The sequence below is a fragment of the Enterobacter sp. C3_dUdeg genome (genome assembly GCF_057536195.1).
In genome coordinates, this window is sequence record NZ_BAAKFX010000003.1 from 276935 (window position 1) to 302154 (window position 25220).

General features: G+C 55.6%; 20 protein-coding genes and 1 pseudogene. 14 read left to right on the top strand and 7 right to left on the bottom strand.

Annotated elements, in window-relative coordinates:
* Nucleotides 1-99 precede the first annotated feature (99 nt).
* The 4 genes and pseudogenes from AC27FC_RS11335 to AC27FC_RS11350 all read right to left on the bottom strand — a co-directional run bounded on the left by AC27FC_RS11335 (nt 100) and on the right by AC27FC_RS11350 (nt 2755).
* Nucleotides 100-795, bottom strand: a complete 696-nt coding sequence (locus AC27FC_RS11335) for an ArsR/SmtB family transcription factor (RefSeq protein ID WP_094935517.1) — start codon at nt 793-795, stop codon at nt 100-102.
* Nucleotides 770-859 (bottom strand): annotated as a pseudogene (locus tag AC27FC_RS11340) (amino acid-binding protein); the annotation flags it as partial. The gene AC27FC_RS11335 and the pseudogene AC27FC_RS11340, both read right to left, overlap by 26 nt.
* A gap of 4 nt (nt 860-863) precedes the next feature.
* The gene (locus AC27FC_RS11345) at nt 864-1187 is read right to left on the bottom strand and encodes an antibiotic biosynthesis monooxygenase family protein (protein WP_033144543.1); all 324 of its coding nucleotides are present in this window, start codon (nt 1185-1187) and stop codon (nt 864-866) included.
* A 152-nt stretch (nt 1188-1339) separates the two neighbouring features.
* Complete coding sequence (locus AC27FC_RS11350) at nt 1340-2755, bottom strand: aldehyde dehydrogenase family protein (protein ID WP_094935518.1); 1416 nt, start codon at nt 2753-2755, stop codon at nt 1340-1342.
* A gap of 100 nt (nt 2756-2855) precedes the next feature.
* Between AC27FC_RS11350 and AC27FC_RS11355 the strand changes: the two genes are divergently transcribed.
* A complete protein-coding gene (locus AC27FC_RS11355) occupies nt 2856-3758 on the top strand; it encodes a LysR family transcriptional regulator (RefSeq protein WP_045888817.1) in 903 nt (300 codons plus the stop codon).
* Here AC27FC_RS11355 and AC27FC_RS11360 read toward each other — a convergent pair.
* Complete coding sequence (locus AC27FC_RS11360; RefSeq protein ID WP_014882392.1) at nt 3745-4224, bottom strand: carboxymuconolactone decarboxylase family protein; 480 nt, start codon at nt 4222-4224, stop codon at nt 3745-3747. The genes AC27FC_RS11355 and AC27FC_RS11360 overlap by 14 nt on opposite strands.
* A 102-nt stretch (nt 4225-4326) precedes the next feature.
* Here AC27FC_RS11360 and pdxR point away from each other — a divergent pair, with 102 nt between their 5' ends.
* Nucleotides 4327-5715: a MocR-like pyridoxine biosynthesis transcription factor PdxR gene (gene pdxR, locus AC27FC_RS11365; RefSeq protein WP_094935519.1), complete on the top strand. Its 1389-nt coding sequence runs from the start codon at nt 4327-4329 to the stop codon at nt 5713-5715.
* 86 nt (nt 5716-5801) lie between these two features.
* Here pdxR and AC27FC_RS11370 read toward each other — a convergent pair whose 3' ends face one another.
* Nucleotides 5802-5963, bottom strand: coding sequence for a DUF1127 domain-containing protein (locus AC27FC_RS11370; protein ID WP_032642726.1), 162 nt, complete (start codon nt 5961-5963; stop codon nt 5802-5804).
* Nucleotides 5964-6139: 176 nt separating this feature from the next.
* Between AC27FC_RS11370 and AC27FC_RS11375 the strand changes: the two genes are divergently transcribed.
* The gene (locus AC27FC_RS11375) at nt 6140-7555 is read left to right on the top strand and encodes an aminotransferase-like domain-containing protein (RefSeq protein ID WP_033144539.1); all 1416 of its coding nucleotides are present in this window, start codon (nt 6140-6142) and stop codon (nt 7553-7555) included.
* A 99-nt stretch (nt 7556-7654) separates the two neighbouring features.
* Here the strand turns inward: AC27FC_RS11375 and AC27FC_RS11380 are convergent, their stop codons facing one another.
* Nucleotides 7655-8776: a ribosomal protein uL16 3-hydroxylase gene (locus AC27FC_RS11380; RefSeq protein ID WP_487160167.1), complete on the bottom strand. Its 1122-nt coding sequence runs from the start codon at nt 8774-8776 to the stop codon at nt 7655-7657.
* 332 nt (nt 8777-9108) lie between these two features.
* Here AC27FC_RS11380 and AC27FC_RS11385 point away from each other — a divergent pair, with 332 nt between their 5' ends.
* The 11 genes from AC27FC_RS11385 to AC27FC_RS11435 all read left to right on the top strand — a co-directional run bounded on the left by AC27FC_RS11385 (nt 9109) and on the right by AC27FC_RS11435 (nt 25188).
* The gene (locus AC27FC_RS11385; RefSeq protein ID WP_196354847.1) at nt 9109-10329 is read left to right on the top strand and encodes a VWA domain-containing protein; all 1221 of its coding nucleotides are present in this window, start codon (nt 9109-9111) and stop codon (nt 10327-10329) included.
* A 248-nt stretch (nt 10330-10577) separates the two neighbouring features.
* Nucleotides 10578-11951: an SrfA family protein gene (locus AC27FC_RS11390; RefSeq protein WP_224435043.1), complete on the top strand. Its 1374-nt coding sequence runs from the start codon at nt 10578-10580 to the stop codon at nt 11949-11951.
* Nucleotides 11952-14957, top strand: a complete 3006-nt coding sequence (locus tag AC27FC_RS11395; protein ID WP_033144535.1) for a virulence factor SrfB — start codon at nt 11952-11954, stop codon at nt 14955-14957.
* Complete coding sequence (locus tag AC27FC_RS11400; RefSeq protein WP_033144534.1) at nt 14957-17623, top strand: putative virulence factor; 2667 nt, start codon at nt 14957-14959, stop codon at nt 17621-17623. The genes AC27FC_RS11395 and AC27FC_RS11400 overlap by 1 nt, the downstream gene beginning before the upstream one ends.
* Before the next feature lie 6 nt (nt 17624-17629).
* Nucleotides 17630-18589, top strand: coding sequence for a hypothetical protein (locus AC27FC_RS11405; RefSeq protein WP_094935521.1), 960 nt, complete (start codon nt 17630-17632; stop codon nt 18587-18589).
* An 8-nt stretch (nt 18590-18597) separates the two neighbouring features.
* Nucleotides 18598-20553, top strand: a complete 1956-nt coding sequence (locus AC27FC_RS11410) for a vWA domain-containing protein (RefSeq protein ID WP_033144532.1) — start codon at nt 18598-18600, stop codon at nt 20551-20553.
* The gene (locus AC27FC_RS11415) at nt 20553-21239 is read left to right on the top strand and encodes an ABC transporter ATP-binding protein (RefSeq protein WP_094935523.1); all 687 of its coding nucleotides are present in this window, start codon (nt 20553-20555) and stop codon (nt 21237-21239) included. Before AC27FC_RS11410 ends, AC27FC_RS11415 begins: the two co-directional genes overlap by 1 nt.
* Before the next feature lie 31 nt (nt 21240-21270).
* The gene (locus AC27FC_RS11420) at nt 21271-22452 is read left to right on the top strand and encodes an ABC transporter permease (protein ID WP_233095359.1); all 1182 of its coding nucleotides are present in this window, start codon (nt 21271-21273) and stop codon (nt 22450-22452) included.
* Entirely contained in the window at nt 22442-23977 is a 1536-nt protein-coding gene (locus AC27FC_RS11425) for an SUMF1/EgtB/PvdO family nonheme iron enzyme (RefSeq protein WP_196354846.1), read from the top strand. Before AC27FC_RS11420 ends, AC27FC_RS11425 begins: the two co-directional genes overlap by 11 nt.
* Before the next feature lie 18 nt (nt 23978-23995).
* The gene (locus AC27FC_RS11430; protein WP_033144530.1) at nt 23996-24694 is read left to right on the top strand and encodes a hypothetical protein; all 699 of its coding nucleotides are present in this window, start codon (nt 23996-23998) and stop codon (nt 24692-24694) included.
* An 11-nt stretch (nt 24695-24705) separates the two neighbouring features.
* Nucleotides 24706-25188 carry a coiled-coil domain-containing protein gene (locus tag AC27FC_RS11435; protein ID WP_033144529.1) on the top strand — a complete coding sequence of 161 codons (483 nt, stop codon included), beginning with the start codon at nt 24706-24708 and terminating at the stop codon, nt 25186-25188.
* Nucleotides 25189-25220: the final 32 nt, after the last annotated feature.

A 25220-nucleotide genomic window follows, 5' to 3' on the forward strand; every position in this document is an offset into this window, starting at 1 on the left:
TCAAGAAACGAGAGGCGAAAGAGCAGGAATTGCGAAAAAGATATTCTCCCTCTCCCCGTGGGAGAGGGCTGGGGTGAGGGCACCAGCCCGCAGCAGAGTTTAGCGGCTAAAAAGTCTCCTGACGGCACTTTTCCCCGAAACCGTCACCACCACCTCCCTGTACCCCGCCACCCGCTGGATCCACCCTTTGCTTTCCAGATGAATGAGCAGCGCCGCGCCCGCCTCACCGCCCAGATGAAACCGCCGCTCGCTCCAGTCCAGACAGGCGCAGCAGGCCTTGCGACGTGTATTGGGATTTAACGGAATACCAAGCTTCAGAAACTGCTCCCGGCCATACGGCGTGAGCGCTGAACCGTCTGCCTCCAGCCAGCCTTCCGCCTGCATAAAATCGTAGATTTGCACCGCAACCCTTCCGGCAAGATGGTCGTAGCAGGTTCGGGCCTCGCGCATGGCTTTCGGCGCGCTTGTTTCCGGCGGGGTGATGCGGCTCCAGGAGAGCCCCATCATCTGCTCCACCAGCGCCGCCACGTCGTGCCCCGCCAGACGATAATAGCGGTGCCGCCCCTGCGACAGGCAGGTAACCAATTGCCCTTCCACCAGCCGGGCAAGATGCCCGCTGGCGGTCGACGGCGCAACGTCTGCCGCCGCGCTCAACTCGGTAGCGGTCCACGCCCGCCCGTCCATCAGCGCGCACAGCATCTTTACACGCGACGGATCGGCCATTGCGGCAGCCACCGCGGCAATGGCCTGTTCCAGCGCCGCGCTGTTATCAGGAGGTAGGCTCGTTTTTAACATGTGTCGCCCAGGGTTCGGTGATCTCTGCGGCCAGCTTATCATCATCCGTCAGCAGAATAAGGTGAACGTCATACATCCGCGTGCCCTCCGGTTTCGGAACTATACTCCCGCACCAGCTGCGCCACCCGAATGCGGTAGTACGCGAAAATCGACTCCCGCCCTTCGGCCTGCGCGGCCTGATGAAAGACGTTCTGCTTCCAGCGGCGGACGGCCTCTTCGTCGCGCCACCAGGAAAGGGACAGGATTTTGCCGTCGGTCGTCAGGCTCTGAAAACGTTCGATATCAATGAAGCCGTCGATGTCCGCCAGCAGAGGTTTGAGTTCGGCAGCGAGCTGTAGGTAGCGCGCCTGATGGGCGGGCGCGGCTTTGGCTTCGAAAATGACTGCAATCATGATGGTCTCTCCGTAGTGATGTTGGGGAGAGAATGCAGGGTAGAGAGGAACGATGCTTCGGCAAAGAGCGAAGTGTTGTGCCGGATGGCGCTGCGCTTATCCGGCCTGTGGGCTCCTGTAGGCCCGGTAAGCGCAGCGCCACCGGGCAGGTTTTAGCTCAGAATCGACCTCGGCTCCATAAACGCCCGAATTCCCCACTCGCCCATCTCGCGCCCCACGCCGGAGTGCTTAAACCCGCCGAACGGCGCTTTCGGCTCATGGGCAAGGGTATTCACCAGCACGCGACCGGAAACAATCTGCTGCGCCACGCGTCGCGCGCGGTTCGCATCGCCGCCCAGCACCATCGCGCTCAGTCCGTAGTCGGTATCATTGGCAATCGCGATCGCCTCCCCCTCGTCACGATAAGGGATCGCGCACAGCACCGGGCCGAAAATCTCATCACGGGCGACCGTCATCTGGTTGTTCACGTCGGCAAACAGCGTAGGGCGCACAAACCAGCCGTCTCGCGTGCCGTCCGGTCTCCCTTCACCACCCGCCAGCAGGCGCGCCCCATCTTCGATTCCTTTACGGATATAGCCCTGCACCCGCTGCCACTGCTTTTCGCTGACCATCGGGCCGACGTCCGTCGCGCTATCGCGCGGATCGCCCGATTTCACCGCCGCCACGGCCTGCGCCAATGCGGCTTCGATCTCCGCCTTGCGCGCCTGCGGCACCAGAATGCGCGTTCCGGCCACGCACGCCTGCCCGCTGTTCATAAATCCGGCCTGAATCACCAGCGGGATCGCCTGCGCCAGATCCACATCATCCAGCAGGATCGTCGGCGATTTACCGCCTAACTCCAGGGTAACGCGCTTAAAGCTCTCCGCCGCGTTGCGCAGGATCGCCTTGCCGGTATTCGTCGAGCCGGTAAACGAGATTTTTGCCACGTCGGGATGACGGCTGATGGTTTCACCGACGGTTTCGCCGCGTCCGGTGACGATGTTAAACACGCCCGGCGGCAGCGCGGCATCGCGCAGCGCTTCGGTGACAATCCGGGTTTGCAGGGCGCTCATTTCGCTCGGCTTGATGACTGCCGTACAGCCCGCAGCCAGCGCGGCCGCCAGCTTGCCGCAGATAAACCCCGCGTCGCTGTTCCACGGCGTGATGAGCCCGGCCACGCCAAGCGGCGTCATCTGCACCGTCGCTGCGCCTGCGGGGGTGATAAATTCAAACGCCTCCAGCGCCTCGATGGCCTGAGCAATCACCTCCGCCGGATAGCTGGCCATCCACGCCGAGCGCGAGGCGGGCGCGCCGTACTCTTCAATGACCGCTTCCAGCAGATCGTCGTGACGGGCGGCCACGGCGGCGTGCATACGTTTTAGCGCCGCGAGGCGTTCCTGTTTAGTGGTCTGCGACCACGCCGGAAACGCCGCTTTCGCCGCCGCAACGGCGCGCTCCGCGTCAACCTCGTCCGCCAGACGAACCTGGCCGATGACCTGCGCCGTCGCCGGGTTGTACAAATCAAACCACTCGTTGCCGTGCGGGGTAACAAATTCGCCGTTAATAAAGATCTGTTCGATGGTGTGCATATAAACCTCCTCAGGCTGTGTGAGCACAGTCTGTCACGGCTTCTCCATTCCGATAATCCACGCTATGCTGCAAGGGTTGTTTCGATTTTCAGGATAATCTATGCATCGTTCAGGTCTGACAGAGCTGGAAGTGGTGATGGCGGTCGTGCGACGCGGCAGCTTTCGCGCCGCCGCGCAGGAGCTGGGCATGTCAGCCACGGCGGTAAGCAACGCCATCGCCGGGCTGGAGAGCCGCCTTGATACCCGCCTCTTTAACCGCACCACCCGCAGCGTGGCGCTCACCGACGCCGGACAGCGCTATGTGGCGCGTATCGGCCCGGCCCTGCAGGAGATCCGTCTCGCCAGCGAGGAGATCCACAGCGACACCGGGGAACCCGCCGGCACGCTGCGTCTGAACGTGCCGAACCATATCGGCACCCTGTTTCTGGACCAGCTGCTGATCGACTTTATGATCCGCTACCCGAAGATGCGCGTAGAGACCGTCAGCGAAGCGCGAATGATCGACATCGTCGCGGAAGGCTACGACGCGGGGATCCGCCTTGAAGAGTCCGTGCCGCAGGACATGATCGCCGTGCCGCTGACCGGAGAGATCCGCCAGCTGGTTACCGCCACGCCGGACTATTTTGCCCGTCACGGCATTCCACAGACGCCGGACGATCTGCTTTCACATCAAGGGATCGGCATGCGCATGGCCCACGGCGGGATCTACCGCTGGGAGCTGGCGCGTCGGGGGGAAACGTACGCCCTTTCCGTCCCCCCGCGCTTTGCGACGTCCGATCTTTTTGCCTCGATCCGCGCCGTAAAAGCGGGATTAGGGGTGGGATTTTTGCCGGAACTGTATATCCGGGAAGAGCTGGAGCGTGGAGAACTGGTGAGCGTCTTAAACGACTGGGCGCAGCCCTTTGCCGGACTGCGCCTTTACTACCCCGGCCATCGCCACGTCCCGCCAGGCCTGCGGGCGCTGGTGGCGACGATCCGCGAGCGCGGGATTATTCCAGGTTAGCCTTGTTCAGCCCGTAAGCCGCGTCCAGCGAGCCCGGCGCCATGCGGGAGGTGATCCCCAGACGGTTCCAGGCGTTGATCGCCACGATGGCGAAGTTCAGCTCTGAAATCTCCACGTCCGAGAAGTGCTCCGCCACGCTGCGGTACAGCGCGTCGCTCACGCCGTGAACGCCAATCTGGGTCAGCGCTTCGGTGAAGGCCAGCGCGGCTTTCTCGCGGGCGCTGAACAGCGGGGACTCGCGCCAGGCCGCCAGATGGTACAGGCGCAGCTCGCGCTCGCCGGCAATTTTGGCCTCTTTCGAGTGCATATCCAGGCAGAAGGTACAGCCGTTCAGCTGCGACACGCGAATGTCGATCAGGTGCTTAAGCGCCGGGTCGATGGAGGTTTTTGCCACCTCCATGCTCAGGGCGGACAGGGCGTTGGCGAGGGCGGGTGTAACTTTGTGGTGGTTAACGCGAGTGCTCATTGTCTTTCCTCTTTTTTGTGCGGCATATGTCATGCGATGCGGCAAATCTACGCCGTTCATGACATAGTAAAAAGATACAAAACGCGTGAAATGAGGTAGGACATGAAGCCAGGCTATCACGAGATTTATTCCCGCTATCGCGACAACATCACGCGCGGCGTGCTGAAGCCGGGCGATAAGGTGCCTGCCATCCGCGTGCTGGCGGAAGAGCTGAAGGTGGCGCGTAAAACCGTCGAAACGGCGTATGCCATTCTGACGGGGGAAGGGTATCTGGTGAGCCAGGGGGCGCGCGGCACGCGGGTCAACCCGGATCTGCTGTTGCCGGATAAGAGTGCCCCTGCGGAACAGCCCACCGGCACGCTTCCGGCCTCGCTCATCAGCCAGCGCGAGCGGGCCGGGTTTCTGCGCCCCGGCATTCCCGCCCTCGACAGCTTTCCGTATAAAAAATGGCTGCTGCTGGCGGGCCAGGCAACGCGCGCCATGCGTCAGGAGGAGATGCTCAATCCGCCCGTTCTGGGCTGGTATCCGCTGCGCCAGGCCATCGCCAGCTATCTTAATATTTCACGCGGGCTGTCCTGCAGCGCCGAACAGGTGCTGATCACCAGCGGCTACAGCGGCAGCCTGCGGCTGATCCTCGACACCCTCGCCAGCCGCAGCGACAAGGTGGTGTTTGAGGATCCGGGCTACTTTATGGGCCAGCAGCTGCTCAAGCGGATCGTGCCGCGCCTGCACACGGTGCCGGTCGACCATTCAGGTATCGACACGGACTACCTGCTCCGTCACCATCGCGATGCCCGTTTTGCCATCGTCACCCCGTCGCACCAGAGCCCGCTGGCGGTCACGCTATCGCTGCCGCGCAAGCAGCAGCTGCTCGACTGGGCCAGCCAGAACGAGGCGTGGATCATCGAAGACGATTACGACGGGGAGTTTCACTACACCCGCAAGGTGCTGCCGTCGCTGAAAAGTCTCGATCGGCACGATCGGGTGATTTTTATGGGCACCTTCAGTAAAACCATCATGCCGTCGCTGCGCATGGGCTACGTGGTGATGCCCGCCAGCACCGTCGGGGCCTTTACCGACTGCGCGGACATTACCACCAGCGGCCAGCCGGTGCTGACGCAAAAGATCCTCACCGCGTTTCTCAACGAAGGGCATTTCTTCCGTCACCTGAAAAAGATGCGCGCCCTGTATCAGACCCGCCGCGACTGGATGATTGCCGCCCTGCGCGAGGTGTATGGCGATCTGTTTTTCACCGAGCAAAACGACGGCGGGATGCATATCGTGGCGTTCCTGACCAGAGGAAGCGGTGACCGGGAGATCGCCCGTTGCTGGCAGGAACAGCAGCTGCAGGTGAATGCGCTGTCGGAGTGGTATCACGGGTCGGGCAAACGCTACGGTCTGGTGATGGGCTATAACAACGTGCGGTCGTATCAGGAGGCGGTGGATTTGCTGGAAAGGCCGAAGCGGCAGACGCTTGCGCTGTTGAGCTGAAAATCGCCCGGTGGCGCTACGCTTACCGGGCCTACGGGATCGAGTAGGCCGGGTAAGGCGCAGCCGCCACCCGGCGATGACGTGTCTCACACATCATGCCGCGACAACCCCACATCCTTGAGCTGCTCGTCGCTCATCTGGCTCAGGATGCGGCGGGTACGGTTGATGCGATACCAGTTGCAGATCGTTTTGCCGATCCAGACAAACACGACGAACGGACGTTTTGAACGGTTCTCATAGAATTCCATGATGCTCTCCTCACTGTACCAGTGGGGTTATCATCCTGGAAATCGGCCTGTGCAATACAGACTCAAAAACAGCTTTTGTTTAACATACAGATCCGCTAAAACAGTATCTGCATGCCAATTTTTACGGCAATCTGTACTGGTTTTGTAATCTGTATGGTGAAAACAAAGGATACAGCATGACGCGCTATCAACATCTGGCCAACCTTCTGGCAGAACGTATTGAACAAGGGCTGTATCGCAGCGGCGAACGTCTGCCGTCGGTGCGCACGCTGAGCCAGGAGCACGGCGTGAGCATCAGCACCATACAGCAGGCCTATCAGATCCTCGAAAATCTCCAGCTGATCACCCCTCAGCCGCGCTCCGGCTATTTTGTCTCGCAGCGCAAGGCCCAGCCGCCGGTTCCGGCCATGACGCGCCCGGTGCAGCGCCCCGTGGACGTCACCCAGTGGGATGAGGTGATGATGCTGCTGGACGCCCGCGCCGACAAAGAGATGATCTCCTTCGGCGGCGGCTCGCCGGATATTAACCAGCCGAGCCTGAAGCCCCTGTGGCGCGAGATGAGCCGCATCGCGCAGCATAATCCTGCCGAGATGCTGAGCTATGACGTGCTCGACGGCCGCCTGGAGCTGCGCGAGCAGATCGCCCGCCTGATGCTGGACGGCGGCTCCACCGTAGCGGCGAACGAGATTGTCATCACCAACGGCTGCCACGGCGCGCTGTCGATTGCCCTGCTCTCGGTGTGCAAGCCGGGGGATATCGTGGCGGTGGAGTCGCCGTCGTTTCACGGCACCATGCAGATGCTGCGCGGGTTTGACATCAAGGCGATTGAAATTCCTACCGATCCCGAGACCGGGATCAGCATAGAGGCGTTAGAGCTGGCGCTGGAGCAGTGGCCGATCAAGGCCGTGATTCTGGTGCCCAACTGCAATAACCCGCTCGGGTTTATCATGCCGGAAGCGCGGAAAAAGCAGGTCTTAGCCCTGGCCCAGCGGCACGATATCGTGATTGTCGAGGACGATATTTACGGCGAGCTGGCGGCGGAGTACCCGCGCCCGCGCACCATTCATTCGATGGATATCGACGGCCGCGTGATCCTCTGCAGCTCGTTTACCAAAACCGTGGCGCCGGGCCTGCGCGTCGGCTGGATTGTGCCGGGGCGCTATTACGACCGGGTGATGCACATGAAATACGCCGCGGGCGGGTTTAACGTGCCGGGCACGCAGATGGCGGTGGCGGCGTTTATTCGCGACGGCCATTACCATCGCCACGTGCGTCGTATGCGCCAGATTTATCAGCAGAATATGGAAACCTACACCTGCTGGGTGCGGCAGTATTTTCCGGCGGAGATTTGCGTCACGCGCCCGCAGGGCAGCTTCCTGCTGTGGATTGAGCTGCCGGAAAAGGTCGACATGGTGTGCGTCAGCAAGCAGCTGTGTCGACTGAAGATCCAGGCCGCGGCCGGATCGCTGTTTTCCGCCTCCGGGAAGTACCGCAACTGTCTGCGGATCAACGTGGCGCTGCCGCCGACGGAGAAGAATCGCGAGGCGCTGAAGAAGATGGGTGAAGCGATTGTGATTGCAATGGAGGAGTAGTGCGGCCTGATGCCCTCACCCCGACCCTCTCCCACAGGGAGAGGGAGAAAACCGATCCTGTAGGCCCGGTAAGCGCAGCGCCACCGGGCAACAGGCAGGTTACTCGTCGAAGTACCAGTATCCCTGGTTAATCAGCCCGGTAAGCTCTTCAACAAACGCCGGTTTTTTCAGCGCATCGCCCAGCTCGGCCTGGCCGAGTTCGGTGTAGCGGCACAGCGCATCCGCCGCCTTCGCGTCTACCGTCTCCAGCTGTTCGCTGTTGATAAAGAAGCTGCCGTTGACGTTCAGCACGCGCAGGCCGCTCAGGCGAGACAGCGTTTCGCCGCCCTGCAGCGCGTCCAGCACCTCTTCCGGCGCGTACGGCGGCTCGGCGGCGGCGATATCCAGCTCGTGGCGCGGCGTCGAGACAAAGCTGCCGAACCATTTTGTGAAATCATCCGGCTTGCTAATCATGTCGAACATCATCTGACGAATGCGATCGAGCTCGTACTGCTCCACGCGGCCCGGGTGTTCGCGACAGGTCAGATCCGGATCGCTGTAGTGCTCGCCGCCCAGATCGTTTTCCAGCGCGTAATCGGCGAAGCTGCTAATCAGATCGCGACCGTTCGGCCCGCGGAAGCCGACGGAGTAGTTGAGCGCCGTCTCATGGGTAAAGCCGTCGTGCGGGAATCCAGGCGGGATGTAGAGGATATCGCCCGGGGCCAGATCTTCGTCGATGATCGGCTCGAACGGATCGACATGCAGCAGCGCAGGATGCGGGCAGAACTGACGCATCGGCAGCTTGTCGCCCACGCGCCAGCGGCGGCTGCCCATCCCCTGAATGATGAACACGTCGTACTGATCGATATGCGGACCCACGCCGCCGCCAGGTACGGAGAAGGAGATCATCAGGTCATCCAGACGCCAGTCCGGCAGGACGCGGAACGGACGCACCAGCTCCGCGGCGGGCATATGCCAGTGGTTCACCGTCTGCGCCAGCAGCGACCAGCCGGTTTCACCCAGATCGTCAAAGTGCTCAAACGGACCATTGCTGGCCTGCCATTTGCCGTTGAAATGGCTCACCAGACGGCTATCGACTTCCGGCTCCATCGCCAGCCCGGCCAGCTCGTCCGGAGTAATCGGGTCGACAAAATTCGGTAAGGCATTTTTCAGCACTACGGGTTGTTTTTGCCAGTATTTCTCAAGAAATTCCGGCCAGTTCAGGTTCAGTTGATACGCCATGGGTAGCACCAGTGAGAGGGGAAACAGGCGCGATTATGGTGGAGAGCGTGGAGGGCTGCTTTGTCGTGGGTCAAGCGCAGATGATTTGCCTGCCACGCGCGTGTTGGCAATGATTAAACCTGGTCATTAGGTGAAGTGGTATTAAAGTAAAACTTAAATGATAATTTTTCCTGAACCTTTTCCCCCGTCCGACGTTTACTTTTACTCAAGGCATCTTACCTCTTAAAACTGGTAGTTTTTTAATTTTAAGAACAAGATTAGCATTAGAGATTGTCATTCTTTATATTTAGCTCTAAGCTATTTTCTTTTGCATACCTGGCTCATTAAAGGCAATGATTAGAATCACAAGGACTGTTGAAAGCGAACATTGCTTACAAGAATATATTTCAACGTTTTCTGCCTTAAATAATCTTATTGACCGACACCTTTCTAAAACTTATCTCAATCTTTTTGCCCGCCCTCAGCAGGCTGAAGATGGTGCGGTTGAATGGTATAGCGAAATAAATGGTAAACCCCAACGCTTTAACGCTTTAAACGTCGTTGAGCGAGACAAAATCGCCATACTCCTCTCACAAAAGCTGGCGGCACTCACTCAACTTCATCAAACACTCTCGACTAGCGCGCAGACTTCTCCCGAAACACTGCAGTTACTGGCAAAAATAGCCAGACAGCCCACACCAGAAAGAATATGGATCGTTGACGGTCAGCCTGTGATTACAGGCTGGGACATCATGCCTGAAACTAAGTTGCCGGCAGAACCGCTGGCTAAAAAGCGTGGGTGGTTATGGCTGGGGCTTTTAGCACTGGCTCTGCTTCTGGCTCTTGTTCTCCTGCGCGGCTGCTGGCCGACTGTCAAAGTAGCCACTCCTGCCGTTTCTCCCGTCCAGCCAGCCCCTGAGCATCAGGTCAAAATGCTCTGCCCGGCACAGCGGACAAAACAGCAGGCACCTGAAATGGTTATTATTTTTGATGCTTCTGGCTCTATGGCCATGAGCATGGATGCCACACCAGAAGAGATAATGCGGTGGATGCAGGATAAACCTGTACCCGGTATCGATCGTGAACCTCGTCGCATTACGCTCGCACATCAATCCGCTAAACACATTATCGATGACGTGCCAAATGACATGGACATTAGCCTTATTGCCGCAGCTAATTGCCACCAGGTGAACGCAACTCCGGCTTTCCTGCCGGAACAACGCGCTGAGCTAAAAAAGTTAATTGATAAAATCCAGCCGGTGGGTAAAACCGCTCTGGCAGAGGCGTTAGAAGAGGCGGGGAAACGAGTTAATGGCGTTGACCGTGATGCCATAATTCTACTGGTGACGGACGGGGAAGAGACATGCGGAGGCTCGCCTTGCGATGTCGCGCTTGAGCTAAAAAAACGTAAGCCCCGATTACAGGTCAATGTTGTCGATATCATGAATACCGGCGCCGGAAACTGTATTGCCAGCAATACAGGTGGAAAGGTATTTGCTGTCAATAATACGCAGGAGTTTAATAAGATGATGAACAACGCCGTGAAGGAATATATACCGCAGGGTTGTGATTAACACATTAGAGAAAATGAATACATTGCCAGAAATATAGTTTCACAGCGAAACTTTTTTGCGGCAATCGGATATGCGCACGTCCCAATAATAAGTTTAGTTTAGGTCTAAACGTTTTCGGCCATTTGCCGATAATACTCAATATTTTGTTGCCATAAACAATTGACGCAGATTACCCGGCGTATTTGCGGCGTCCTTTTCCACAGTGGAACTTGCTTTCACTTGTTCGTTTACCAGCAAAGGCATGCAGCGTGAAAGAAATTTTTCTATGCAGTGACAAGCTCGATAAATATCAGTCGATGGGTGAGAATGGACAGGCAGTATATATTTCCGCATTACAGCTGCGTGAAACCCTACGACTTAGAAAACAAACGGCGGTTGCTGACACTTTAGCCATCCCGCAAATCAGCGAGCATGGCGATCGAATCGACTGGTATGCCCCGCTGGCCGGTGACGTTATTCCATGGACGGCCGCAACGGAAGCTGAGCGCCAGGCCGCGCTCGCGCAACTCGAAACCACCCATGCAGCGTTTCGCCAGATAAGTAATGAATTTGCCCAAAGCCAGCAGCCGGAACGCCGGCTCTTTGGGAAATTACTTGAAAAAGCGATGCAATTCCCCGATCAGCAGCACGTGTGGCTGGTAGGTGGAAAGCCGGTCATCAGTTTTTGGGGATTTGTGAACGCCACTAACCAGGCCCGCATCGAGCCGTTAGACTGTTTGCGTCCCATATCTACAGCCTTGCCTCCGCAATCAGCCAGTATTGAACCGGTGATACCAGAACGCACTTTCACGCATCAAAGGCACGCCAAAAGACGCTGGTGGTTGCTCTTACCCGCATGGTTGCGTTGGCTACTGCCGCTACTTCTGTTACTCCTTTTAGCGTTACTGTTCTTACGGGGTTGCATGCCAGGCATAACGATCCCTGGTATTTCATCTTCCGTACCCGCTTTGCCCGCGCCCCACCTTCCAACAGCCGAATCTCTTGCGCCGTCGTCAAGGGCCATCATCAGCACAACAACGTCTAAGGCGAACCTGCATTCGACAACGGGCAGTGAGATTTTAAGCACCACGGGCACTTCACTCACAACGTCACAAGAGCAATCAGCATTACAAACGCCGTCACAAAGCGCAGCAGCAACGGCATCTGCTGTGGATCCTGCGTCAGCCACGAATAGCCCTCATCCCGGCGGAACAGCACCTGCTCTCGAAGCGCCATCGGCCAATACCTCAACTGGCGCTAAAGTCCCGTTGACCCTGCCCGCATCTTCACTGGCCCAAGGAAACACCCGTTTTCTGAACGGGAACTGGCACGCAGGGGCTGGTATTCAGGATCAACGCACAGGAAAGCCCCTTAGTCTGAGTTACCAAATCAATGACGGTAAGGGCGAAGTACAGATGATCCGTGGCGACGGTGTGACCTGTCGTGGCGCGGTCAACGCGGCCATTCAGTCAGGTCATCTCGCCATTAACAATCAGGGAGAAGCACAGTGCTCCGATGGCTCACGCTACCAAATGCCAGAAATTCTGTGTGCTCCCGGCGCGCAAAACATTGCGGATTGCAAAGGCCGTTACGACGCCAAAACACTTTTCCCTATTTCGATGAAGCAGGAGGCAAGTCAGTAAATGCTCGCTGAACTCACTGATTTTAAAAAACAGGTCAAACTTATTCGCGACAGCGGGATCCAGTTCCTTGATTTCGCCTTTACCCTGCCAACGCGTAAAGAATATGGGGAATTTCTTCGTCAACAGGGCGACGAGGCTATTATGCGGCTTATCTATAATGAGAGGGAAGATAAGCTGCAGATCCCTCAGCCTGACAGCGAACCTCCTCGCTACGCAGACTCCGACTACACATTGACGACCGAAGAGTCGCTACGCCTCTATCGCGGCCTCTGGTTACCGCTGCCATTTTTCCGCTTCAACCCGCCACGAGCCTTTGCTCACGGGCCGTATAACTGGTCACGCGTCCAGTTCCATGAGCTGCCTGAGCCGGATGAAAAGGGCAATACCTGGCGCGCTACTCTGATTTTTGATACCAAAATTTTCCCGGATCGCGAGAATACGCAGTATCTCGCACCGGGCGAGGATGATATCCGTTCAGGGGCGGGATTTGCTCTGGCACGCCATCCTCACGAGATGGGGGAGTTTCTCTCACTGCCATGGGTGAATGAATGGCTACGGGAAATTTTCAGTACTCAGGCTCGCGAAGTATTACGCCAACATATTGATGACATTGATGAACAACTACTGCAGAAGGAACATCAGGCGCATTATCTTAACCTGCTGCATGTCCTGGCGACGACGATTGTCGTTCCTGAAGTACAGGTCAACGACGTAAAAATCCGGGACTCAGCGATACCTGTAGATCTCGTGCTGGACATTGGTAACTCACGTAGCTGCGGCATCCTGATCGAAGAACATCGTGACGACAATAAAGGGCTTTCTCAACTTTATCAGCTTCAGCTCCGAGATTTGAGCCAACCGCAATTTGTTTATAACGAGCCTTTTGACAGCCGTCTCGAGTTTGCCCAGGCCGAATTCGGCAAGCAGGATTTCTCGCTAAAAAGCGGGCGCAGCGATGCCTTCACATGGCCAACCATTGGACGCGTCGGCGGAGAAGCCTTCAGAATGGCGGCTCAACGCCTGGGTACCGAGGGCTCAACAGGGATCTCCAGCCCTAAACGCTACCTCTGGGACGATCAACCCTATTCACCGGGATGGCGCTTTAGCCAGGCCTTCGTGAAAAGTGACAGAGAGCCGTTAGCCACTGCAGCACCGCTGCTGTATATGATCAACGATCAGGGGAAATTGCTCATTCGCCTGAAAAATGAAGAAGACCGTATGCCCGTCTTCACGCCGGTATACAGTCGTAGCTCGCTGATGACGATGATGTTGTCAGAGGTATTAAGCCAGGCTCTCATGCAAATCAACAGCCCTTCACAGCGGCTGAAGATGAACCACGCCAGCACACCGCGTCGTTTACGAAATGTCATTATGACTGTCCCTCCGGCGATGCCAAAGCCTGAGCGCGCTATCTTTGAGGAGAGCATGCATGACGCTATCCGCATGGTCTGGAAAGCGCTCGGCTGGGAAGAGATGGATTATGAAGGCGATGACCCGCAGTGCTTGAAATACGCCCATCCAGGCGTACACGTGAAGTGGGACGAAGCCACCTGTGGGCAGTTGGTATATCTCTATAACGAAACGCAGAACTACTTTGGCGGTCGCACGGACGAATTTTTTGCAGCTACTCGCCGTCCCGATACTCAAAAGGACACCAGCGATACACGCTCATTAAAAATCGCGTCGATTGACATTGGCGGAGGAACGACCGATCTCGTCATTTCTCGCTACACGCTGGATGAAGGCCAGGGCATTAACGTCCGGATTACCCCGAAACAGCTTTTCCGTGAAGGGTTTAAGGTAGCAGGCGACGACATACTGCTGGATGTTATACGGCTTTTCCTCCAGCCAGCAGTAAAAGCGGCCATGACCAAAGTCGGCCACAGCGATCTTGCAGCCGAATCAATGATGTCACAACTGTTCGGTAGTGAATCGATCGAAGCCGGAAAACAGGTATTACGTCAGCAGCTTACATTGCAGATCTTCGCGCCTCTGGCGTTATCTATTTTGCATCGCTATGAAGAGTACTCCCCGGAAAATGGTCGGGAGATACTGAATTACACTTTCCGTGAGCTACTTGCCGATAATCTTCCAACCGAGAAAGTACAGGATTACGTCAACGACGTTGCCCGTTCCGGACAGCTTGCGAGCGAAGTACCGTTCTCCATTCTGGATGTACCGCTGGAGTTGGATCTTGCGCGTCTGCACAATGAATTTATCGACCCTCGCAGCGGGCGAATGAACATTTGCCACAGCCTGCGCGCGTTGTGCGAAGTGCTTTGGCACTACAACTGCGATGTATTACTTTTAACCGGTCGTCCATCCCGCCTGCCGGGAATTCAAGCGCTCATTCGCCAGCTTCAACCTGTTCCCCCTTCTCGCGTGCTGCCACTCCACGGTTATGAAACCGGTGGCTGGTATCCGTTTAACAAGAAAGGATGCATTGACGATCCGAAATCGACAGCCGTTGTGGGGGCGATGCTGTGCCTGTTAGCGGAGAAATCCAGGCTCAACAACTTCTTCTTCCGCACTGCGAACTTTAAGCCTTATTCAACCATCCGCTATGTCGGGATGCTTGATGGAAACAATGTGATTAAAGACAGCAATGTCGCCTATCGCGACGTTGATTTGGACTCCGCTGATTTCCAGTTACCGGAAGGGAAAGGCTTTGAAGCACGGGGGGAAGTGCGTATCGGTTTCCGCCAGCTTGATAACGAACGCTGGCCATCGACCGCACTTTACACCCTAAAAATTACCAGTGCGAACCTGGCAAGCGAGCTGTCGGGTGATGCTGTAATAAGCATCGGTTTAACCGCAGAACAGGGACGTGGACGTAGTAGCGAAGAACCGGTCAGTCCGGAGCGCTTCCAGATTGGCTCGATGGAAATGAAAAACGCACAGCGCGGTTATGGTCGTAGAGATGTTGCATTCCAGTTGAACACAATGGTCGGTAATGGGCTGAGTGAAACCCATTACTGGCTGGATAGCGGGAGTATTAAAAGCTAATGAGCACTATTCATCCCAACACCATTATCCAGGGCTGGAATGGCGTCGAACAAGGTGCAGGCCGGGCCATTGACTGGATCGCAAGCGTTCGTCAGGACGCGCCGCGCCTGAACACTGAAGCCGATCGCCTGACCATGAACTTGCGCCGCAGCCGTAACAAAGCACGCAGATTGGCGCAGGCCGCAGCGAAACCGATGACAATCGGCTTCTTTGGCTTGTCGCAGGCAGGCAAATCGTATCTCATTTCCGCGCTGGCTGCGGGTGAAAACGGAAAGCTGGAAACACGCCTCGGCGGCAATCAGCTCGATTTTTTGACCCACATCAACCCGCCTGGCGGCGGCAAAGAGGCGACGGGTCTTGTTACCCGGTTTAGCCGCAGTGCTCAGAGCTCAGACGACCGCTGGCCTGTCACGTTACAGCTCTTCAACGAAGTGGAAATGGGGAAGATCCTCGCCAACGCATTCATCCATGACTTCAACCAGGAAAAATTTGACTGGCAGTTCGATGAAAAACGCATCAGCGATCTGTTAACGTCCCTGTCGAAACGACGCCTGACCTCCCGCAGCCCTGGCGTGACCGAAGATGACGTAGTTTCTTTTTGGGATTACCTCATCCGCCATGCTGAGAAAACGCAAAGCCGTTTTGCCCTGACCTACTGGCCACAGGCAGTAAGCCTCGCACCATGGCTTTCTGTTGAAGATCGCGGCCAGCTTTTCTCCGTTTTATGGGGCGAAGTACCAGAACTAACCAATGCCTATATCCGTTTTGCCAACACGCTACAGCGTCTCGGTGGAGTGCAGGAGCTGCGTGCCCCGCTGAGCACGCTGGTTCGTAACGAAAACGGCCTGCTTATCCAGCGGGATAGCATCATGAACGTCGATATGCTGGAGCGGCTGAATACCCCGTCGGATCAGACTATTGAAGTCTGTCCTGTGGTAAATGGGCAAACGGGTGCGTCTATTTCGCTATCGCTGGCAGAGCTCACTGCGCTTACCGTTGAATTGCATATCCCGCTAATGGCTCCGCCTCGCGAAACAATCTTCGAAGCCGTCGACTTGCTTGATTTCCCGGGTTATCGCGGCCGTCTGGCGGTGGAGTCCATGAGTGATGTCACTCGCGAGGTTAAAAATGCAGAGAGCAACCCGCTAGCGCAGTTAATTTTGCGCGGAAAAGTGGCCTATCTTTTTGAACGTTACACCGAAAACCAGGAGATGAATGTCCTGGTGGTGTGTACGGCCTCAACAAAACAGTCTGATGTCAAAGAAGTGGGCGGTGTTCTGGACGAGTGGATCCGTTACACCCAGGGCGCCGATGCCGACGCGCGTGGTCGTCGCTTACCTGGCCTAGTCTGGGCATTAACCATGTTTGATCTGCGCATTAGCCAAAACCTTTCCCATGACGAAGCACTTCTTCGCCAGTCCTGGGGGCTTGGCGGGATGATCAAAATGGCGATGACCGAGCGTTTTGGCCAGTACAAATGGATGCAGGAATGGAGCCAGGGTCAAGCGTTCAATAACACGTTCCTGGTACGCAAACCGCGCCAGCAAACGCCCTTTATCCGCATGAACGCAGGTAGTGAAGCGGCTTTCAACGACGACAATGGCGGGCAGCTCGCACTGATGCGGAAAACCTTCCTTGAAGATGAAGCTGTCGCTCGCTACATCGCGAACCCTGCTGAAGCCTGGGATGCGATGCTCACCCTCAACGACGGTGGTATGCGCCGAATGGCCGATTATCTGGCCCGCGTCGCCCGCCCTGAACTGAAACTGGAGCGGATCGCAGAACAGCTCGACGAGATCCGCCACGAACTGGTCGAAGGGGGACTGGGGAACTGGTACCAGCCGGACGGCGAAGAAGAGCTGTCCAGAAAATCCCGAATTGCGCAAGAGATCCTTGCCACCCTGAAAAAACGCAGCGGCATGCACGGCGAACTGCTGGCGCGGTTGGTTCCGGCACGCCGCGATCTCCATGCACTTTACATGCAGCAAACGACCCTGTCTGCGCCTGAAGCAGAAGAAGAAGATGCAGGATTCTTTGATATCGGTGTGGAAGATGCTTTCGAAAGCAGCGCAACTGCGGTGACGACGCACAGCCATGAGATCGCTTTCGCGCACCAGAGCGTTCAGCTCTGGATTAACCATCTGCGCGGCCTGCCTGAAACCGCCGCCATGCTCAACTACATCAGTCTTCCGCGCCCGATTGCCGAAGCGCTGGTAGACGAATTGATCACGGGGTTATTGCGTTCACGTGTCGAGGACGCGCTGGTCAATGCAATGAAAAATACCGAGCAGGCTGGCGTTCGTCGCGAACGTATGGTCGAGCGTCAGGTTTCACGCGTGCTTCACGTGATGAGCGATTTCATCACCTGGCTGGGCTATCAAAATATGCCGGAATCGAAACGCCCGGCCCGTCTCAACCAGCCCGAACAGCCGATCTTTACCCGTCCACCAACGTGCGACAGCGTGGTCTGGAAAGGTGATGAACGCCTGGCACGCCTGACGCCGCAACAGCTGAACTACAGTGCCTTCTTTATCATCGACTGGCTGGTTGGCCTGGAAGCACTCATTACCGAAAACGCAGGTCATTCTGCCGGACGCGAGATTAGCGTCGCGCAGAACGAAAATCTGGGCGTCATTCTCCGCCAGATTAAATTGGCAAAGGAGTAACTGGACGTGATCAAACCTGAACTTAAGACGCTGACCCCTATACAACCAGGATTCGCATTGCTCTTGTTGAAAGGCTGGAAAGGCGATGCCGAGGGCGTCACAATCTCGGTAGTACGTAATCAGGATCGCCTGTATCTGGATAGCCACGGTGATTGGGTCAGTGGCGAGATTTTCCTCGCCCTTCCTCCACTGATACAAAATGAGGAGACGCCCTGCGTTCAGGTCGGCCCTTCTCTGATCGATCCACTACTCGCCAACCGCCAGGCGGCCTATCGCATCACCATCAAAGATGGAAGTAATAAGGATATGGGGATTCTGACCATCGCTGAAGGGCTACTCAGCTCCCAGGCCGGTGGTGAAAACCCACTCCCGGAAAATATACAGACGCTGAATGATACCCCCATCGTGCAGCCGATGTCCGTTCAAGAACCGGAACCTGTCGTTTTAGAACCTGTCGCAGAAAAGCCTGTATCTCAACAGCCGCAGAAGCCGAAAAGTAAGCTGCCGTTATTTGCGGGATTAGCCATTCTATTGCTCCTGCTGGCCGCTGCTGGGTGGTGGTTTACCCGTAAGCCAGAGCCTGCAATTCCAGCGGCACCTCCCGCGCCCGTCGCGAAAATTACCGGGCCGTGTGGTGATGAACAAATGGCGAGCGGCAATGAAATGGCGTTCGTTAAAGGGTGCCTGCGTAGCCAGCCAAGTAGTGCACAACTGCTGGACGTCATCGCAAAAGCGAAAGCGGCAAAACATTGCGATATCGCTCAGCGCCTTTACGCCTATAAAGCCCAGTCCGGCGATACGCAGATAGCTGTTCGTTATGCACAAGAATATGACCCGAAAACCGCAAAACCAGGGGGATGCTTCAATCCTGACGCAGAGACAGCGGCGTATTGGTATGAATCGGTTGTAAATCAGGACCCGCAGAATAACGAGGCCAAAGCCCGTTTAGCTGAGCTGAAGAAATAGGATAAACAATGAAATACATGCATTGGTTCAGTAGCCTGGTGTGTGCCGCAACGCTGGCATCCCCCGCCTGTGCCGCGGGTAAACAGCCGCTTTTGCAGGAAGGTAAACATGCGTTATTCCAGCGGGTACTGACTTACCCAGGCTGCCAGCTGTCCGCCAAAGCAGGTGAAGCAGGTAAAGAGCAGCCGGCCTTTAGTCGATTCTATGTTTACCAAAGGACAACGCTGGGTCAGGACACGTGGCTGCAGGTTGGGCCGGACAGCTTTGGTCATACCGCTGGCTGGATGAAATCCTCCTGCACCGTTGACTGGAAAATGCAGCTGACGCTGGCGTTTACCAATCCTGCTGGCCGTCAACCGATGCTGTTCTTTAAAGAGAAATCCGACGTTGAGTCTCTTCTGAACAGCAAAAACCCTGCGGCAACATTGCAACCAATGCTCAACAGTTTGAGCAGCCATAAACCGGTCCCGCAGGTTCTGGCACGCGAGCCTGATTACATGGTGGATCAGTTAAAAAACTTTTATCTCTTACCTGTTCTTGGCTCAGATGATGTGTTTACCGATACCGGCTTCCAGGTACGTGTACTCAACGTTGCCTCCGTCAGCGAAAAGTCGCCCGCAAAAAAGGCCGCGTCCGCTGCTGATGAAAAGAACATGATGAAAGGGTTCTCCGCCTCGGTTGTTTTTGTGATCGACTCCACCATCTCGATGGGGCCGTATATCGATCGCACTAAAGAGGCGATCGATAAGATCTACAAGAGGATCGAGAAGGAACACTTACAGGATCAGGTCAAGTTTGGCCTGGTAGCTTTCCGCTCCAGCGTGAAAGCGGTTCCGGGTCTTGAATACGACAGCAAGATGTATGTCGACCCCAATACCGTTAAAGATGGTAAAGACTTCCTCGCTAAAGTACATGACCTGAAGCAGGCTACCGTTTCCAGCAGCAAGGTTGATGAAGATGCTTACGGCGGGGTCATGACAGCGCTGGACAAAGTGGACTGGACGCAGTTTGGCGCCCGCTACGTTGTACTGATTACTGACGCAGGCGCGCTTGATGGCACAGATAAGCTCTCGTCAACCCATCTGGATGCCGCCCAGGTGCGTCAGGAAGCCGCCTATCGTGGCGTTGCGCTGTATGCGTTACATCTGAAAACCTCTGATGGTAAGAAAAATCACAGTTCTGCTGAAGCCCAGTATCAGGAGCTGACGTTAAATCCATTCCTGCACAAACCGCTCTACTATCCTATTGATTCAGGTGATGTAAATAGCTTCGGTAGTATGGTCGATAACCTGGCGAATGCCATTACCGGCCAGATTAAAACAGCCTGGAGCGGCGAAGAAACGGCGGGGAGCGCGCTGGGGGCAAGCCCTAAATATGCCGGTAAGAAAGAAGATCCCCTGCTCAGTGATGCCGACAAGTTAAGTAAGGCAATGCGTCTTGCCTATCTGGGTGAAAAGCAAGGCACCACGGCACCACCGGTATTCAAGTCATGGATAAGCGACCGCGATCTGATTGACCAAAACATCCCGGCGACCGAGGTGCGCGTACTGCTCACGAAAAGCGAGCTCAGCGATCTGAGCGATGTCATGAAGAAGATCGTCAATGCCGCCAATGAGGGGATGATCTCTCCGGATGACATGTTTGCCAGCCTGCGTTCTCTGGCGGCAACCATGGGCAACGATCCAAACCAGGCGAAAGGGAAAAATGCGACCCGACTCGGAGAGATGGGACTGCTCGGTGAATATATCGAGAGCTTACCTTACCTCAGTGAAGTATTGAGCCTGGACGAAGAAACCTGGAAAAGCTGGGATGGCCTTGAGCAGGAGCGTTTCATCCGCAGGCTGAATACCAAGCTTAATTACTATCAACGCTACAACCAGGATGTAGACCGTTGGGTGGCATTAGCGCCCGATAGCGACCCACGCGATAACGTTTATCCGGTACCTCTGGAGAACCTGCCCTGATGTTGAGGATCCGCGATATGGAGATCAGCCGGGGCGGAACGCATGGCTATAGCGTCGCCCTCCCGCACCTCTCGTTGAAAAAGGGAGAGGTGGTCGCTCTAACCGGGCCTAGCGGGTGCGGTAAAAGCACGCTTCTGGAGATGATAGGGGCGATCCTCCGCCCAGCGCATCTTGCCGAATACCGGCTCGCCGGTCGCGATATTTCAATACCGCTCATGGCTGAAAACGAGCCTGTCCTGGCCGCGCTTCGCGCACGCGAGCTTGGGTTTATGCTACAGCACGGCGGCTTGTTGCCCTGGTTACCCGTGATAGAAAACATCACTCTGGTTCGCAGGCTGGCAGGACTTAGCCTACAGTCAGCCTGGCTCGATAAGGCCATCGACAGCCTGGGCGTGCGGCCGCTGCTGACAAGAATGCCTTCCCGGCTTTCTATCGGCGAGCGCCAGCGCGTTGCCTTCATCCGTGCGATTGCCCACCAGCCACGCTTACTCCTTGCCGATGAACCGACTGCGGCGCTGGATCCTGATAATGCAGACCGGCTGTTTGACCTGATGATCGGCATGGTGCGCTCACTGGATATGGCAGCCATTGTTGTGAGCCACGACTGGCAGCGCGTGACGCATTTTGGGATTGACCGATATCAGGCCGTGACCGGAGAGGGAAAAAGTGTCTTCTTATCCAGCTGATATGCCAGCGTCAGGCACCCTGCTATGCCGTATGGCTCTGCGCGATCTCATTCACGATCGCAAGGTCGCGCTGTGCATCATCTTCTCTTTGATTGCCGTTATCGCACCGTTATTGCTGCTGTTCGGATTGAAGAATGGCATTGTCAGCCAGCTTCGCCATCAGCTTCTCGACGACCCTCGCACCCGGGAAGTACGTATAACGGGTAATGGTAATTATGATTTTGCCTGGCTTGATAAGCTCGCCCGCCGTTCAGAAGTCGGATTTTCGATTCCGTTAACCCGTTCGCTGAACACTCAGGCCGATCTGGTCCGGGACGGGCAACACTTTGTCCCGGGTGCTGAAGTGATCCCGACGGCCAAAGGCGATCCTCTTTTGCAGGATGTCAGAGCACCGGTCAAAGACAGCGATACCGTACTCAGCGCCAGTGCGGCACGGCGCCTTGGCGTGCAGCCAGGAGATATCCTGCGCCTGATGGTGAGCCGAAAAAGCGAAGGGAAAAACCAACGCGCCACGTTCGCTTTAACCGTTACCGGCGTGCTGGATGACGCAAAATTTTCACGTCAAGGTGCCTTTATTACATTGCCTTTGCTTGTTGCTCTGGAAGACTACCGCGATGGCTTTCAGGTTCCCTTGCTGGGGGTCAGCGATGGCAAGCCGCCCAGAGAGAGAACCCGCTATTCAAGAGCACGTATCTATGCCAGTTCGATAGATGACGTTTCACTCCTCGCGCGGTGGCTGGAGACGCAGAACATTGAGGCTATCACTCAGTCAGCTCAAATTGAGTCTGTGCGTGCCATCGATCGTGTGCTGGGGATTATCTTTGGCGTGATTGCCTGGATCTCTGCATCAGGGTGCATCGCCTCGTTAGTCGGTGCCTTCATCGCCAACATTGATCGTAAGCGCAAAGATATGGCCGTGCTGCGCCTTCTGGGTTTTCGCCGTCGCGCTGTGACGCTTTTTATTATTATTCAGGCGCTGTGTTTGACCGGCGTCTCATACGGACTGGGTGTGATCATCTACCTGCTGGGCAGCGCATTGTTCAACCATGTGTTGGGCAGTTCTTTACCGGACCAGGCATTCGTCTGTCACCTTGTCCCTCTTCATTTTATCGCCGCATTGCTCTGTGTCCTTGCCGTGGCGTTAGGCGTGGCCGCTATCGGAGCACTGCGCGCACTGAAAATCGAACCTGCGGAGAGTTTACGTGAAATCTAAACTGGCGATGAGCCTGGCTATCATTGGACTCGGGTACGCCTGCGCGGCGAATGCCACCTGGGATGAAAAGTTCTGGAACCCAAAACCTCTGGCCGATGACGTGATATTGCCTATGCCGTGCGACGGTGCCATGGCATTTCGCAAAGTCGCTATCCCGCTGAATAAACCGCTGGAAGATTACAACATCACGCTGGGGCAAGAAGGCGACGACTGGGGATACGTTGAACAATCTCGCCAGGAACACATTGCAGGCAGTTTCCCGGAGAAGGGTGATAAGGGCCGTTATTACCTGATGGCCAAATATGAACTGAGCGACCTGCAGTATCGCGCGCTTTCTGGGGAATGCCCGACGACGGATATGAAAGGACGTTTACCGAAGGTGAGTATTGGCTGGATGGATGCCATGGTATTCGCAAATCAATACAACCTGTGGTTACGAAAAGAAAAACTTTCTGCACTGCCTGAAGATGATGGTCAGGCGGGATTTTTACGGCTTCCGACAGAAACCGAGTGGGAGTTTGCCGCACGCGGCGGGCTCGCGGTTTCCCCCGCAGAGTTCCGCGATCGCCACTTCCCCATGCCTGAAGGATTGAACGGTTATGTCTGGTTTGCGGGGGCACAGTCTGCAAATGGAAAACTTCAGCTTACCGGCCTGCTGAAACCTAACCCGCTCGGATTGCACGACATACTGGGCAACGCAGCAGAGATGATGTTTGACCCGTTCCGCCTGAACAAGCTCGATCGCCTGCATGGTAAGGCTGGGGGCTATGTCGTTCGGGGGGGCAGTTATATGACTCCTCAGGCGGATATCCGCAGTTCACTGCGTGGAGAGGAGCCGTACTATGCCAATGCGGGCGAGAATACAACCAAAAGCACCGGTGTTCGTCTGGTTTTAGTTTCCACAACCCTGACATCACGCGAGCGGGTGAAAGAGATTGAAAAAGAGTGGCAATCATTAGGCACGGGTAAAAAGGAGACACCTGCAGGCAAAGCTGATGATTCGCTAAAAAACCTGAATGCTATCTCGGCAAAAGTCCAGGATGACGCACTGAAGAAACAACTTGAGCAACTGCGCGGTGAGCTGCGCGCAAATAGCCAGCTTCGGGATGAACAACGGGATCAGGCAATACGCACATCGTTACAGTTGGGCGCCTTTTTGTGCACAAAAATGAAAGATGACGGCGAGTTTTACGATCGTCTCAACCAGCTCTTCACCAAAACCTGTGCCGCAGGCAGCCAGCTTGATGCTAATTGCTCCCGCCGTCAGGAACAGCTTGGTCAACATCAAAAAGCCCTTGATTTTATTACCAGTTATTACGCTGACACCTTGGTAGACATGGGCACAACCTATGACAAACCCCTCATCGAACCGCAGGTCGCTGTCGTATTGCAACAGATGGCTGCACGCGGAAAAACCAACCTTAACGGTTATCTCAATACCTACTGGAAGAACCTTCAGGGGTACTGGAAAGATGGAAAAGTTGCGCGCGAGGCGTGGCTTAGTTCATGTAAAAAAAATAATTAAATAGTTCAGGAGATTGGAATGTTAAAGGTTATTCGCACAGCAGTGATAGCAGGAATGATGGTATTTCTGGCGGGGTGCCAGAATGGCAGTACGGGAAGTAGTGGCGGCGTCGACCCGCGCCTTGCCAATAATCAGGACGTTGAGTTTTTCAATAAATCAGGCTGGCAGGCCTGTGCTGGCGGCGCGGTAATCGGCGCACTGGCTTGCGCTGTCAGTAACTCCAGCAACAAAGCGGTATGTATGGCCGCCGCCGCTATCGCCGGTTGCGGTGTGGGTATGGGGGCTAACGCCTATCTGGATAATCAGCGCAAAAAATACGCCTCCCAAGAGCTGCAGTTAAACGCAACGATTAAGGATGTTGAAGCCGAAAACAAACGCATTCAGAACGCAACCAGCGTTGCAAAATCGGTTATCGACTCTGATAAAAAGACCCTCGCTCAAATAGAAAAAGATATGGCTGCAAACACGGTGAAAAAAGACGCCGTACAGAAGCAAATTAAAGGAGTGGATGCCAACATTGCTTACCTTCGCGGCACCATCACCGACATGAAAAAACATGAGAAGCAGTGGCAGGACGTTTCTGCAGACATGAGCAAATCCGGCAGTGATACCCAAAATCTGGATAGCGAGATTGCGTTGATGCGCGACAAAATTGGCTCTCTGCAGGGCGAGCTCGATAGCCTCTATACCCAGCGCACCGCGCTGAAAGTCGGTTGAGGGGAATAGCAATGCGTTATATTTTTCTTGCACTCAGCGCACTCATATTAGCCGGCTGTGCCACTAACGCGCGAGATTGTGACCCGACAACCGGTGATGTCAGCATTATTACCAAATTTAACTGCAACTACTCCGGCACCTGGGATAAGCGCGTTGAAGATAAACAAAAAACGCTGCAACACGATCAGGAACTGAATAAAGAGTTCAAAGCGGTGAATGATGCGATTGAAAAAGAGAAAGCACTGAGCAATGCCAACGTAGCCAGTAAACAAAAATCGCAGCAAGAACTGCAAAAGTCGATGAACAATCTGGTCGCCCAGTTGAAGAAAAAAACAGCTGGCCGGGCTGATGCTCAAAAGCAAGTTGCAGACCTGGAAAAAAGTATGAAGGAGGCGCAAAACAAACCAAGCGCTTCCGAATTGCAAAAACAGATGGAACTGCAGAAGCTGCAGGGACAGCTGAATGAATTACAAGAAACACTGGCTTCACAATAATAAAATAGCAGCCGGATTACCGGCTGCTTTAC